Here is a 13,687-nt window from a genome sequence, read left to right as displayed (position 1 = left end):
TCAATCTCTAGCTGTTAGCTGCGTCCCCCAGGGTCACGGTAACCTGCTGGGTTGAGCCGTTGCGCTCAACAGTGAGGGTCACTTCATCACCGGCTGCTGCCTGGCGGACGGCAGCGGTCAGCTCGGTTGCCTCGCTGATGCTACGCCCATCAACGGCGGTGACCACGTCGCCTGACTTTAGGCCGGCAGCTTCGGCGGCTCCTCCGCTGGTGACCTCCTGAATCAGAGCACCGTCGCCGAAGGCTTCGGATGCGTCGTTGTTGGCGGGTGAGGTGGAGACAGTAGCTCCCAGCAGGCCGTGGGTGGCTGATCCGTTATCGATAATTTCCTGGGCTACCCGCTTGGCGTAGTTGATGGGGATAGCGAAGCCAACACCGATGTTACCGCTGGTGGAAGTGCTGGATGAGTCAGTGGAGGCAATCGCCACGTTGATACCGATGACCTCGCCGTCAGAGTTGATGAGGGCACCGCCGGAGTTGCCAGGGTTCACAGCAGCATCGGTCTGGATGACGTTGATGGCGATGGTGGAGCTTGAGGTGGTGCTTTGGCCCTGCTGGCCGGGAATCTCAAACTGGAAGGGTGAGCTACCAAAGGGGTCGGTGCTGCTGCTACCGGAGTCGCTGGTGGACTCATCGGCTGCCGATGAGGCTACCTCGATGGTTCTCACCAGGTTCGAGACGATACCGGTGGTCACGGTGTTAGACAGCCCCAGGGGTGCGCCGATGGCTACGGTGGTGTCGCCGACGTTGAGGGCATCAGAGTCGCCCAGGGTGGCAGGTGTCAGAGTGAGCCCACTGGTGTTGTCAGTCTTGATGACGGCTAGGTCGCTGGTGGGGTCGGTGCCGACAACGGTGGCGGAGCGGACGGTGCCGTCGGCTAGCTGCACTTCAATGGCGGCATTAGCGGTAGCTCCGTCGAGAGTGACCACGTGGGTATTGGTGAGGATGTGTCCTTCGGTGTCGAGAATAACACCGGAGCCGGAGCCAGACGCGTTCGATGAGGTCGCTGCGATGGTCACGGTGGAGGGGGTCGCCTTGGCAGCAGCAGCGGTAACAGCGTTGACGGAGTCGGTGTTATTGACGATGGTGGCGCCCGAGCTGGTGGTTGTGATGCTTGAAGCTGCACCGGTTGAGGTTGCGGCTACTACCCCACCGCCGATACCGCCACCGACCAGGGCAGCGATAGCAGCTGCTGCCAGGACGGTGCGGGTTGCGTGCTTACCCTTGTTCTGTTCGGGCTGACCGGCAGGAGCAGCGTAGTCACCGGTGTAAGCGGCACCGGCGGCAGCGCCTGCGTAGGTGTAGGCCCCGGCGGCAGGAGCCTGCTGGGCAGCAAAAACGGTAGTGGGGTCGTCCTGGCTGGAGGCACCCGCGGCGGAGGCCGCTACCTGCTGCTGGTTCATAGGAACAGTGCGATCAGCGGACGACGAATCGGGGGTGGGTTCCCATGAGTTCTGTGACATCTCAAGTAGCTTTCTTTCGAGATCTTTTGATGTGGGCACCTATTCAAGAGGTGCACCTGCGGTGTTTTCTTAGCTCCCACTATGCGCTATAGGTCTGTGTTAGAGATGAAGCAAAGCTGTGTGTTTGCTGTACATAGAGCTGAGGAGTACATCGCCCTGAGCTGAGGGTGAACGCCGTCGGCTACCTCAAAAGAGAGGGGTGAGCGGGGCTACAATAGTGCTCAAGTACCGCTGACCTCTAGAAGAGAGACCCCATGTCACGCAAACCTGCCACCACTGCCCTGCTTGCCCTTGCTTTGGCGCTGGGAGTATCGCCCGCTGCCCTGGCAGCGGCTCCCTACGATTTGGACGCCGGGGTTCGGGTCAGCGACACCACCTCCTCGCTGGGAGACACAGGTTCGTTAGAGGACGCCATCAGCCAGCTTGCCAGTGACGAACAGGTCAATCTGTTTGTTGTAACTATTGATGAGTTTGAGAGCCCCAGCTCCTCTTCGGAGTGGACCAGTAACTTTGCCACCCTCAATAATATGGGCACCAACGACGTGGTACTGATCATCGCTACCGAAGCCCGCCAGGCCTACTTTATGGCCGGCTCCACCTCGGTTCTTTCTACCAGCCAGCAGGAGAAGATTTATCAGAATTACATCTACCCTGAGCTAGCGAACTCCGACTATGCGGCCGCTGCGCTGGCTGCGGTCACCGGTATCGAATCCGAGCTGGGCTCAGCATCTGTTACTTCTGGTGCCTCTGGTGCCCTAGTTGGTGGAGCTACCCTACTGGGTGTAGCCGCCGTCGCTGGCGGCGGGGCCTGGGCTTTTAGCCGCTCACGGGCGTCCGCGCGCAAAAACACCGGTGGCAGCCGCAGCGGGCACCCCACCTCATCCCAGCCCCTGCCCTCCATCGAAGAGCTCCGTACCCGGGCAGGTGCCCAGCTGGTCGCTACCGATGACGCCATCGCCCACTCCCAGCAGGAGGTTGAGTTCGCCCGCCTGCAGTACGGCGATGACGAGATCAAACCCTTCCTGGCTGCCATCGAAGCGGCTAAGAACCACATGCAGCGTTCATTCCAGCTGCAAAAACAGCTAGATGATGAAATCCCCGATACCGAAGCTGACCAGCGGGCCTGGCTGAACGAGATTATTGCCCGCACCGAGGACGCCCAGAAGGCCCTCAACGAGCAGGTTGCCAACTTCACCAATCTGCGCAAGCTCGAAGAAACCGCGCCCCAGGCTCTTGAATCCCTCAACAAGGGCATAGCCTCAGCCACCCCGCTCTTTCCCGCCGCCCAGGCAGCCCTCGATCGCCTCGGCACTCTCTACTCACCCAGCGCTTTCGGAGCGGTGGCAGATAATATCAGCGAAGCCCAGGCCCGCATAGAATTTGCCCGGCAAGAGGCCAAGGAGGCAGAAGACTTGCTGGGCACCCAGCGAAGCCAGGCTATTCTTGCCCTGCGTGCCGGTGAAGAAGCTCTGGGCCAGACTAGGGGCCTACTAGAGTCGATTCACCACGCTGAAACCGACCTGGGCAAGATGGCAGCCTCACTCGATAACGCCCTGATTTTGGCTGACCGCGACGTTGCCCAGGCCCAGGAGCTAGCCCGCAGCGGAGCAGGCAGTAGCAGCCAGCTCTCCGGTGCTGCCGCCGGGGTTCAGGCCGTACTCGGCCAGATTCGAGCCGAACGCTCCGCCGGGCTGATTGACCCCTACCTGCTCAACCAGCGGATCCACGAAGTACGGTCAGACCTAGATACCGCCCTCGATGCGGTGCGCCAAACCCATGAACAAGAGCGCAGCGCCCGTGAAACCCTGGGCCACACCCTGGTGTCTGCCCAGGCCCAGGTGTCGTCAGCCAGCGAATACGTCTGGGCACGACGAGGCGGCGTAAAGGCAGAAGCCCGCACCCGCCTTCGCGAGGCAGAACGCCACCTCGGTGAGGCCCAGCAGCTCCAGCACAGCGCCCCCATCGCTGCCCTGGCCCATGCCAATGACGCTATCCGCCTCGCAGGTGAGGCCCAGCGCATCGCCCGCTCCGATGTGGACCGTTTCAACCAGCGCAACGGCTACTCCGGCGGCGGCAACTATAATTCAGCCATGTTGGGCGGTATCCTGCTCGGTACCCTACTCGGGGGCAGCAACCACAGCTCCGGAGGCGGCTTCGGGTCAGGTGGATTTGGCTCAGGCGGCTTTGGCGGCGGTATGGGCGGTGGCACCTTTGGTGGAGGCTTCGGCGGTGGAGGCAGCTGGGGCGACGGTGGAGGTGCCGGGGGCAACTTCTAGCCCACCGGCGTCCGTCCGGCTCTCTCCTCTTGCTCACACACGGCCCAGTGCCTGTGCACAGGCTTAGTTTTCGCTGACAACGTAGTAACCACAAGGTGTGGCAGACCACCATCTGCCCCAAGCCTTGACAGAATAAAAGAAGGCACAGCAAGCCCGCTCATGCTTTCCCCACCCACCGAAAGGTACTCTCATGGCTAAGCAGACCATTTTCAGCCGCATCGCCCAGCTCACCAAGGCCAACATCAACGCCCTGATTGACGCCGCTGAAGACCCCCAGAAGATGCTCGATCAGATGGTGCGCGACTACACCAACAACATCGCCGAAGCAGAACAGGCTGTCGCCCAGACCATCGGCAACCTGCGCATGCTCGAAGAAGACCACGCCGAAGACCTGCGCGAAGCAGGCGAATGGGGCGCCAAGGCCCTGGCGGCTTCAAATAAGGCCGACGAGTTCCGCGCCACCGGCGACACCGCTAACGCCGACAAGTTCGATAACCTGGCCAAGATCGCTCTGGGCCGCCAGATGCAGGCAGAGAACGAAGCCTCCGCCATCAAGCCCCAGATTGAGTCTCAGACCGCCGTGGTTGAGCAGCTCAAGACCGGTCTGACCCAGATGAAGGAGAAGCTGAACGAAATCAAGCGCAAGCGCGATGAACTCGTAGCCCGCCAGAAGTCAGCCGCGGCCCAGTCCCAGGTCAACGACGCCCTCAAGGCCTTTGACGTCATGGACCCCACCAGCGAAATCTCCCGCTTCGAAGACAAGGTGCGCCGCGAAGAAGCCCGCGTACGCGGCCAGCAGGAGCTCGCGGCCTCCTCCCTCGATGCCCAGTTTAACGACCTTGAAGAACTCGGTCGCCAGTCAGAACTCGAAGCCCGCCTAGCAGCCCTCAAGGCCGGCAAGCAGTAAAACAGCTACAAGGGTTAAGCAGATGTGGGGCCCACCTCCTTGGGAGGTGGGCCCCACATCTGTATCTAGGAGTGCAAGGACGCCCCTTTCGACGGTTTGCTCCCGCCTACGGCTAGGGCTAACCTGCCTGGGTGCCGATCTGGCCGGTAATACGGTGGAACAGCATATCGAGAGCAACCACGTTGACCCCCTCGGGGATAATCATGTCTACGTGGCGCTTTGAGGGCTCCACATGCAGCTCATGCATGGGCTTGACGGTGGTAAGGTACTGGGCCTCAACAGACTCAATAGTACGGCCCCGTTCGATGACGTCGCGGCGCAAGCGGCGCAGGATGCGCACATCGGCGTCGGTATCTACAAAGAGCTTGATATCGCACAGGTCGCGAATTTCAGGCTCAGCAAAAATCAGGATGCCCTCAAGGATGATGATGGGCTGGGGTTCAACGATCAGAGTCTCATCTGACCGGTTGTGATCCGCGAAATCGTAAACAGGTGTCTCGATGGTCTGCCCCGCGATGAGGGCTTTAAGGTGGGTCACTAGAAGATCATTGTCGAAGGCTTCGGGCGCATCGTAGTTCAGCAGGCAGCGCTGTTCGTAGGTGAGGTGGTCATTGCGCTTGTAATAGTTGTCGTGATAAATCACGCCCACCTGGCCATCAAACTTTTCAAGCAGGGAGTTGGTCAGGGTGGTCTTGCCGGAGCCGGTGCCACCGGCGATACCGATAATCAGGGGTTTCATGTGCGTGCAGCCCTATAGGTCAAAGTATTACTGCTATCTATTGTGGCATGTTCCCCGGGGGACGGCACCCACCCGGCTTTGTCCCCCAAAATCCTGGCACAGTTTGTCCCCAGCCCCTACCTATATGTTTCACAGGTAAATTTTTCCCAAACTTGAACACCCAGCTTTTTCCCAGATATAGAGCCTACCAGCTCAAACAGGGGTCAACTTAGGAGATACGACAAGCGGGGGACAAATTTTTCTCCACAACCTGCCCTTTGGGGGACAAAATATGTGTATAGTTGGGTACAGCTCGTACGCCACCCCACCAACCACTTGAGGAAGAGCACCATGATTTTTGCAAACTGGGCAACCGACACCTACACCAGCGCTTCGCTAGGTTCTGCCGTCAAGCGCCACTCTTCCCACGGTGGGCTCAAGAAGTTTCACAAGGCTCTGCACATGGCAGATTCCATGGTGCGCGGAGAGACCGTTGTTGATGTAGCCACCGGCAAGTTTGGCAGCTTTGGCGACTCCCTACTGGTCATCACCAACGAGCGCATCCTGATTCTCAAAAACTCCTTCCAGGCAGGCAACACCCTATCTCTTGACCTGCACGCACTCGACCAGGCCAAGCTGACCCACCTCCCCTTCCTGGGCAATACTCTTACCATCGATGGCTACCGCTTTAGCCGAATCCCTGCCGACTACACCGGCACCCTGCGAACCCTGCTGGCAGCAGACCTTGCAGGCCACTGGGCCCAGGCAGCATAAGACTTAGCCCTCAACCTAAAGGCCGGCCGCACCGACAGGTGCAGCCGGCCTTAAGTTTTCCCATCTTAAACCACATAAAAACACATCCGTATTCACACACACTCCAATTCTAGGCCCGGGCCACCGCAAGGTGACCCGGGCCTAGTCGTGTATGAAGATTTTCTGTTAACTGAGTTGTCTAGAACTGCCAGCAAGAGTTGATGCTGGAGAGCCCCTTAAACTGGCGGTCTAGGAAGATTAGGCCGCGGGGAATACCCTCAAAGATACCTGCCACGTGGGTCGCACCGGCCAGCGTGTAGAAGGTGACACGGGAGCCCTGCTGGCAGTAGTCTGCTGCCAGCTGGCGGTTGGTCCGGTAGGGAATTACGTCATCGGCCCAGGACGACGCAATCAGAATCGGAACCTCAGGGTGGCGCCCCTGCTGGCCCAGGTTATTCTGAGCCATGATTTGTGAGACCTGGGGATCGGCGGTCATTTCATGGGCCAGGGTCTGGCCACTGGCGGTGAGGGTGCGGGTGTTCTTAAAACCGAAGGTACCCACAGCAGCGAGAGTGCACTGGTCCCGAATAGTGTCGAGGGCTGCCTGGCCTTCAGCTGAGAGCTTGTGGCTCAGGTCGATGCCATAGCTATCGGCCAGGCCCACTACGCCCATCAGGGAAAAACCGGTGTAAAGACCGCCATCGATGAAGCTGACTACAGACTGCAGGTTAGCCGGAACGGCACCCGCGTAGATGCCCTTGAGGTTGAGCTCGGGGGCGTAGCTGGCCTGGAGTTCACCGGCGGACGCTACCGCGCCGCCGCCCTGGGAGTAGCCCCAGAGGCCGATGGGTGAGGTAGGGCTACCCAGGCCGAGGTCAGCGGCGGTAGCTGCGCGGGCGGCGTCCAGCACCGCATTGCCCTGGTCTACTCGGTTGAGGTAGCTGTGAGTGCCAGCGGTGCCCAGGCCGATATAGTCGGTAATAACCACGTTATAACCGGCACTGAGCAGGGAGGTGATAACGAGGCTCTCGTATTCGGTTCCCGCTGCGAACTGGTTAGAGGGGGCACAGGAGTCGCCAATGCCCTGGGTACCGGGGGCCATAGCGATGATAGGACGCTCGCCAGGACCGTTCCAGGCAACCTTTGTGGTGAGTGCGGTGCCGGTGACCGCCACGGGGTTCCCCAGGTGGTCGGTGGACTTGTACATAATCCGCTGGGCCTGGGCTACAGGGTGGGCGATGACGTTGTTGGCGTCGACCTTGAAGGTGAAGTTTTCCTTCTTGATGAGGGCACCGTTAGCGGTGGGCAGCTGGGCCGGGGCGGCATAGAAATTTTCGCTAACTAGCGTTTCGGGGACATGGTTGTAGATAGCGGCGGGGCTGCTACCCTCGCTGGTGAGGGCTTCTTGGATGAGCGCTTCTGCTTCTTGCACGGCCTGGCTGTTTTCAGTCAGGGGCGTGGTTTCGGCTGCGTTGGCCGGGGCCATGCTAAAAGCTAGCAGGGCGGTGAGTGAGAGGGCGGTTGCCCGGCGCTTGCCGACGTTTTTGGGCGCGACGTGGCGCGGCGTGTATTTAGCCAATGAGTTTCCCTATAAGAAAGTTGAGTGCGAGTGCGTGCGAAGAGCACTTCACTAGTGTAGGGCATACATCAGATGAGCGCTGACGCCCTGCTTACCGCTCGTAAGCATCTACGGGAAAGATTCTCTTGCTGAGTAGCTTAAACGAAGAAACCCACTCTTTCGAGTGGGTTTCTTATCGTGGTTGCGGGGGCAGGATTTGAACCTGTGGCCTCCGGCTACACGGCTTTCTACTGGACTCCTACTCTACTCATCATCGGACTCATACAATCTGGGAGAACGGGGCTATCGGTGGCAAGTTCACCCGCGAGGGCGGCACCGGCACCTACGGATTCCCCAGTGAGGATGAGACGGCTGTAGCGAACGGGGCCCGCCAGACATTCGTACTAGGCACCAATGTCACTCGGTTTTTCTAGGCACCTAATACCGGAGTGAACCTGGTCAATGGGCGCGGCGCTATTTACGCTCATTGGCGGAATACTGGTTTCACTTCGGTGTATGGCTACCCTGTGTCCGATGAGGTGCATGCTGGTAATGGGGTTTACGAGGTGAGGTTCTCTTCGGGCAAGACTATTAATTGGTCTTCTACTAGAGGTATCTGGGTAAGCTGATGAAACTTTGAGGTTTAATTAAATAAAGAGTGTCGGCGTCTTCCTAATCGAAAAGACGCCGACACCCCTCTGAGTACGACTCAAACCATCTGCATGATTCAAAGACTCCGATAAACTTCCCGGCGGTGCCCAATTTTAAAGACAGTGATAACCACTCCCCCATCATCAATCCTATAGAGGATGCGGCAGTTCTTAACCTTGACCCGGTATCTCTTATTTTTTCCTCTGAGCTTTCTATATTCCAAAGGCTTAGGATCATCATCATGACCTCACAAAAATTGGCGTCCACCCAATGGAGCGGACGCCAATCCTTTTTTAACGATTCACGGTAAAGCTATCGGCTGTGAAGACGACTCACCAGGTTTACGCCTGACGAGTACGCGAAGCCCACACAACCACAGCACCACTAGCCAGCAACACGCCAAGAGCCACCAGCATAATTAGCTAACACCTTGCGTTCAGAATTGTCGGCAGTCTCTACTGGTGCAACTGCAACGCCGGTAGACACCTATACCCTTAGCTACAAGGTAACCTTTAATTCTTTCTTCTGTTTCCGCCCCTGTAACCAAGCCTCCAACAACCACGCACATAGAATCACCGGAGCAGCAACTGTTGTAAGACCAGGTCCAGAAAAAGCACTCACGCCCTCAGGTAGGCTGTCCCATACACAACGGGTTCCAATTACAGGGAAAAATCCCCAATAGGCTTCGCCTTGAATATACTCATTTGAAGTATGGCAAGCTATCCCCGCAGTAAAACGGATGAAGTACTCAAAAGCCATTAAAAATAGCCAAAAACATACGGAGAGAAGAAAGAGCTTATGGTTTTTTACAAGATTCATAACGATACTGCCTTCTTTCTACCAGAAGAAGTTCGAATTTAGATTTTCCTAACCTATCACTTGCAGCTCGCCAGAAGTCAATGCGTCCTGGCATCCCTGTTTAGCATCGTCCTCAGTACCAACACGTCGACCGATTTCTCGCCCCACAGCGTTGTTATGTAAGTCCATAGCCACTTCCTCTTCAGGGCCATCTGCTACTGACTCATGATTATTGGCAATGGTTTCAGCGTCAGGATTCCCAAAATGCAAGTACATCAGAGCATTCCAGTAACAATGCCTAAAAGCATCGCCTTCACCATTGTGCAGGCTCTCCTTAGGATACAACTCTACAGCAGTATCGCGAGCAGTGTTAGAGTCAAGAGTCCTGTATAGCAGTTGATAGGATTAGCGTAGAGACCACATTTAACGCCCTCTTCACCCCATTGCTTAAGCTTTTCAAAATCTATATCTTCATAAACGCTTGAAGGGGAAGAAGATCTGAACTGCCCCAAAGTTCCACGCTCCTCCTTGTTTACCTCTTCATTCAAAGCAATAGCTCTGAAAAGCATTTCTTTTTCTTCTGGTGTCACACCTTAGATAAGTTCTTGCTCATACTCCGTCAGAGGCCGCGGAGGAGTAAGCTCATCTGCAGATGCAGGAGTTGAGATCAGCATACCGCTTGTGAGTAGAGCTATGGGTGCAAGCTTAAGAATAGTCTTAGGGCGAACGAACATCATTGTTATCTCGTCTCATTGCAATTTACCAGTTGGCAATTGTCACACTAGCAAATGCCACAATAATTAAGCAAGCTTCCTTTCACTTGTCGATTGGCACCAAACCAACCCGCAAATTATCCGTATACGGAAACGTAAACGTCTGTCCCACGCCAGACTCCCCCACAAAAGCACCCGAACACGTCAACAACCACACCAGCTCATCCGCCCCATACGTAGCCCATTCATCCGGCGTCACCTCAGCAGAACCCCACAGACCCGCATCAGTCTCAGTTAGACCCTGTTCAATCGTGTCAATGACAGATCCCTTGGGGAGTTACTGGGTGATGGACTCCTTAACGCAAAAATCCCCACCACTGCTGAACTCAGCAATGATGGGGAAAAGAAAATCGCCCCGGTCGGATTCATTCCGAACGGGACGACTTATCAAATGGTTGCGGGGGCAGGATTTGAACCTGCGGCCTCCGGGTTATGAGCCCGGCGAGCTACCGAACTGCTCCACCCCGCGGCGACTCATATAACTATACGCACTTCCTACAGGCAGCGCAAGCCAGAACCAGCTTTTGTGACGTACTCTACATAAAAAGGACGCCGCCAGCCCGCTGGGTGCGGGAGGCGGCGTCCTTATCTACCCAAGGCTGCTACAGCCTGGCTCCTAGTTGGAGGGTGAGGGGCTGGGGCTTGCCTCGGTGGTGGCAGTGCCCTCGATACCTTCAGCATCAATGGCGCGCTGCAGGGCCTCGTTCAGACGGTTCTGGGCTTCGCCATAGGCGGCCCAGTCGCCAGCCTTCATAGCGGCGTCCGCATCCTGCATCGCCTTGCGGGCATCTTGCAGGGCGCCGGTCAGGCTCGCGCTGTCAGTGCTGGTCACAGTACCGTCAGCTGCCTGAGCGGCCTCGGTTTCATCGACACCGGCATCGGCAGCGGTTTCAGCGCCGGAGGAACCGCTAAAGAGCTCATCCAGGGCTTCCTCCAGGGTAGGGGCAAAGCCGACCTGCTCACCAAAGCCCACAAGGACGCGGCGCAGTGAGGGGTAGGCGGCATCGCCGGAGGACTGCACGTAGACCGGCTGCACGTAGAGAATACCGCCGCCCACGGGCAGGGTGAGCAGGTTGCCGTTGATTACGTCAGAAGCACCCTGGCGCAGCAGGTTCAGCTCGGTTGATACAGCGGTATCTGAGTTGAAGACGTTCTGAGCCTGGCCGGGGCCGGGAACAACCGACGAGCGGGGAAGCTCAAGCAGGGTTAGCTTGCCGTAGCCTTCTGCTTTTTCGCCGTCCTTACCGGTACCGGCATCGCCATTGGCTGAGAGGAAGCCGTACATGACGTTACGGGTGTTGCTGTCTGACTGCTGGGGGATGAAGCTGGTGGTCAGCGAGAACTGAGCTGAGTCTTCACCCGGCATCTGCAGGGACATGTAGTAGGGAGGCAGGGGGCGGCCGCTGTCGTTGGTGGGATCGTTAGGAATCGACCAGCGGTCGTCCCCGTTATAGAGGCTGCTTGCATTGGTCACGTGGTAGGCGTTCAGAATCTCTCGCTGCACCTTGAAGAGGTCCTGGGGGTAGCGCACGTGTTCAATAAGCGAAGCGCTCATCTCGCTGTAGGGGCGCACGGTATCGGGGTAGACCTTCTGCCAGGTCTTCAGTACCGGGTCCTGGTCATCCCAGGCGTAGAGGGTAACCGAGCCGTCGTAGGCGTTTACAGTGGCCTTAACCGAGTTACGGATGTAGTTAACCTGCTGGCTGGGCAGGGCCTGGGTTACGCCGGATGCGGTCTCTGAATCAGAGGTCGCATTATCGAGCTGGGCTGCCTGCGAGTAGGGGTACTGGTTGCTGGTGGTGTAGGCGTCCACAATCCAGAGCACCTGGCCATCGATGATAGCCGGGTAGGGGTTGCCGTCTACGGTCAGGTAGGGGGCAACCTTCTTTACGCGCTCTGAGGGGTCGCGGTCGTAAAGAATCTGGGATTCGGGGCGGACGGCGTCCGACAGCAGGATGTCTGAGGACTGGAACTTGATGGCGTAGGCCAGGCGGTTAAAGGCGTTACCGATAACGGGACCGCCGTTGCCGCTGAAGGTGTATTTGGCGTCCGCGCCACTTTCGTCGTCAGCGGTCTGGGGCCGGTCAAGTTCTAGCGGTTCGTCCTCGGCGGTGCCACCCACGATAGAGTAATCGGGTGAGCTCTGGCCGAAGTAGATACGGGGCTCGTAGTCACCGCTAATTGCACCGGTTGCCTGAATACCCGACTGGATGAACTTGGGCTTACCATCGGCTTCAACCTGGTTACCGTAGGCGGCAATGACGCCGTAGCCGTGGGTATAGACCACGTGCTGGTTAACCCAGGAAGACCCGGCATTCTGGTCGGGGTTCAGCTCGCGGGCGGCGATAACAGTGTCGGTCTCAGTTCCGTCGATGGTGTAGCGGTCCACCGAAAGGTTCTGCCCAAACTGGTAGTAGGGGCGGAACTGCTGCAGCTGGGCAAAAGCGCCGGAGACCACATTGGGGTCGAGCAGACGGATGTTAGAGATGGTGTCGCTCTCACCGCGCAGGGCACCTGCTGCGGTTGAGGTGGTGGCGTCGTAGCTCTGAACGTCTATCTGGTCCAGGCCGTAGGCGGCGCGGGTAGCGTCAATGTTGCGCTGAATGTAGGGGGCTTCTGCAGCCTGCTCGTTCGGCACAACCTGGAAGCGCTGCACAACCCAGGGGTAGATGCCACCGGCAACCAGCGAAGCAATCACCAGCACGGCGGTGCCAATGATGGGCAGACGAAAGTTCCCGCGAACAGCCGCTACGACGAAGAGGGCAGCGACCAGCAGGGAGGCAATCGCCAGAATCGCGTTGACAGGGATGATGGCGTTGACGTCGCTATACATGGCACCGGCCCAGGAGCCGGACTGGTCCTGGGTTGCGTTGTAGCGGGCCAGCCACAGGGTGATGCCGCGCAGCAGAATAAAGAGGGCACCGAGCACTGCGATGTGGCGGCGGAAGTGCACGGTGGTAGTGATACCGCGCTCTCCCACTACGATTCCGCCGTAGAAGTAGTGCATAACCAAAGCTGCCATCGCTGAGAAGATAATAGCGGTGCTCAGCAGGCCGGTCACCACGTTGAGGAAGGGCAGGGTAAACATGAAGAAGCCCAGGTCGCGGCCGAACTCGGGGTCTGTGGTACCAAAACTTTCGCCCTGGAAGAAGAGCAGGACGGCCTCCCACTGGGTCATCGCCCCACTGCCGACGAAAGCGCCCAGAAGAACCGGCACAGCAATCAGAAGGACCTTGCGCATACGCTCAATACCCTGGCGGTAGCGCTCCATGTTCTGGTTGAAGAGGTCCTGCATATCGCCGTAGGGGTCGGGCACAGGGTTGCCGTTGGCATCAACTCGGGGGCCAGCAGAACGGCGGGGGCTAGGAGTCTGTAGTTGGCCATGCCTATAGGCGTAGAAGAGGCTGGCCCAAACGGCGATACCTACAACGATACTTGCAACTAGGAAGACGGCACCGCGGGTCAGGTTCTGGGTGATGAAAACCTTGAGGTAGCCCAGCTGGTCATACCAGAGGACGTCGGTGTACACCTGGGTTGCAAAAACAAAGGCTACAACCAAGGCGGCAATGATTGCCACGGTCACGGTCAGCGGCCGGTTTCTACGTTGAGGAGCGCGTGATGATGAACGAGGAGGGGTGCTTCCGGTACTCACGGGTATCCTTCAGTTGTGTTTCGTGTCTGCCGCAAAGATGCGGCCTGTGTGGTGGGTGACGCCGCACAGTGGGCGACGCTACATATAAGACACTATTGTGCCAAAGAAAACTGTGAGTTTCGAGAGTAGGCTTAGCATT

12 protein-coding genes and 1 tRNA gene are annotated in these 13,687 nt (G+C 57.9%); 4 read left to right on the top strand and 9 right to left on the bottom strand.

What is annotated here, in order from left to right; translation table 11 throughout:
* Positions 1 to 7 precede the first annotated feature (7 nt).
* Entirely contained in the window at positions 8 to 1,462 is a 1,455-nt protein-coding gene (locus VSX42_RS08840; protein WP_326503938.1) for a S1C family serine protease, read from the bottom strand.
* A 254-nt stretch (positions 1,463 to 1,716) separates the two neighbouring features.
* Here VSX42_RS08840 and VSX42_RS08835 point away from each other — a divergent pair, with 254 nt between their 5' ends.
* A complete protein-coding gene (locus VSX42_RS08835; protein ID WP_326503937.1) occupies positions 1,717 to 3,738 on the top strand; it encodes a TPM domain-containing protein in 2,022 nt (673 codons plus the stop codon).
* Positions 3,739 to 3,928: 190 nt separating this feature from the next.
* Entirely contained in the window at positions 3,929 to 4,645 is a 717-nt protein-coding gene (locus tag VSX42_RS08830; protein WP_326503936.1) for a PspA/IM30 family protein, read from the top strand.
* 118 nt (positions 4,646 to 4,763) lie between these two features.
* Here VSX42_RS08830 and udk read toward each other — a convergent pair whose 3' ends face one another.
* On the bottom strand, positions 4,764 to 5,384 hold the full coding sequence (gene udk, locus VSX42_RS08825) for a uridine kinase (protein WP_326503935.1): 621 nt from the start codon (positions 5,382 to 5,384) through the stop codon (positions 4,764 to 4,766).
* 330 nt (positions 5,385 to 5,714) lie between these two features.
* Here udk and VSX42_RS08820 point away from each other — a divergent pair, with 330 nt between their 5' ends.
* Complete coding sequence (locus tag VSX42_RS08820) at positions 5,715 to 6,137, top strand: hypothetical protein (RefSeq protein WP_326503934.1); 423 nt, start codon at positions 5,715 to 5,717, stop codon at positions 6,135 to 6,137.
* A gap of 178 nt (positions 6,138 to 6,315) precedes the next feature.
* On the opposite strand, the gene VSX42_RS08815 is transcribed toward VSX42_RS08820, so the two are convergent.
* Positions 6,316 to 7,695, bottom strand: coding sequence for a lipase family protein (locus VSX42_RS08815; protein ID WP_326503933.1), 1,380 nt, complete (start codon positions 7,693 to 7,695; stop codon positions 6,316 to 6,318).
* Positions 7,696 to 8,123: 428 nt separating this feature from the next.
* On the opposite strand from VSX42_RS08815, the gene VSX42_RS10975 reads away from it, so the two are divergent.
* The gene (locus VSX42_RS10975; protein WP_418950787.1) at positions 8,124 to 8,303 is read left to right on the top strand and encodes a hypothetical protein; all 180 of its coding nucleotides are present in this window, start codon (positions 8,124 to 8,126) and stop codon (positions 8,301 to 8,303) included.
* A gap of 98 nt (positions 8,304 to 8,401) precedes the next feature.
* Here the strand turns inward: VSX42_RS10975 and VSX42_RS10970 are convergent, their stop codons facing one another.
* From VSX42_RS10970 to VSX42_RS08795, 6 genes are all read right to left on the bottom strand, one after another.
* Positions 8,402 to 8,548 (bottom strand): type II toxin-antitoxin system RelE family toxin, encoded by a 147-nt coding sequence (locus VSX42_RS10970; protein ID WP_418950786.1) that lies wholly within the window; start codon positions 8,546 to 8,548, stop codon positions 8,402 to 8,404.
* A 275-nt stretch (positions 8,549 to 8,823) separates the two neighbouring features.
* Entirely contained in the window at positions 8,824 to 9,144 is a 321-nt protein-coding gene (locus VSX42_RS08810) for a hypothetical protein (protein ID WP_326503932.1), read from the bottom strand.
* 48 nt (positions 9,145 to 9,192) lie between these two features.
* On the bottom strand, positions 9,193 to 9,468 hold the full coding sequence (locus VSX42_RS10965; RefSeq protein ID WP_418950785.1) for a DUF6973 domain-containing protein: 276 nt from the start codon (positions 9,466 to 9,468) through the stop codon (positions 9,193 to 9,195).
* Between the two features lie 2 nt (positions 9,469 to 9,470).
* On the bottom strand, positions 9,471 to 9,713 hold the full coding sequence (locus VSX42_RS08805) for a hypothetical protein (protein ID WP_326503931.1): 243 nt from the start codon (positions 9,711 to 9,713) through the stop codon (positions 9,471 to 9,473).
* Positions 9,714 to 10,288: 575 nt separating this feature from the next.
* Positions 10,289 to 10,365 (bottom strand) — tRNA-Met (locus VSX42_RS08800).
* 147 nt (positions 10,366 to 10,512) lie between these two features.
* Positions 10,513 to 13,548: a UPF0182 family protein gene (locus VSX42_RS08795; protein ID WP_326503930.1), complete on the bottom strand. Its 3,036-nt coding sequence runs from the start codon at positions 13,546 to 13,548 to the stop codon at positions 10,513 to 10,515.
* Positions 13,549 to 13,687 lie beyond the last annotated feature (139 nt).

The organism is Rothia nasimurium, assembly GCF_035916755.1.
Taxonomy (GTDB): Bacteria; Actinomycetota; Actinomycetes; order Actinomycetales; family Micrococcaceae; genus Rothia.
Note: the sequence above shows the minus strand (reverse complement) of the source record. Positions and strands in the feature narration are given on the sequence as shown.

What these genes read in the sequence shown, in the direction of transcription:
- VSX42_RS08840 (WP_326503938.1), bottom strand. Translation starts at nt 1,462, where the DNA reads ATGTCACAGAACTCATGGGAACCCACCCCCGATTCGTCGTCCGCTGAT.
- VSX42_RS08835 (WP_326503937.1), top strand. Translation starts at nt 1,717, where the DNA reads ATGTCACGCAAACCTGCCACCACTGCCCTGCTTGCCCTTGCTTTGGCG.
- VSX42_RS08830 (WP_326503936.1), top strand. Translation starts at nt 3,929, where the DNA reads ATGGCTAAGCAGACCATTTTCAGCCGCATCGCCCAGCTCACCAAGGCC.
- udk (WP_326503935.1), bottom strand. Translation starts at nt 5,384, where the DNA reads ATGAAACCCCTGATTATCGGTATCGCCGGTGGCACCGGCTCCGGCAAG.
- VSX42_RS08820 (WP_326503934.1), top strand. Translation starts at nt 5,715, where the DNA reads ATGATTTTTGCAAACTGGGCAACCGACACCTACACCAGCGCTTCGCTA.
- VSX42_RS08810 (WP_326503932.1), bottom strand. Translation starts at nt 9,144, where the DNA reads ATGAATCTTGTAAAAAACCATAAGCTCTTTCTTCTCTCCGTATGTTTT.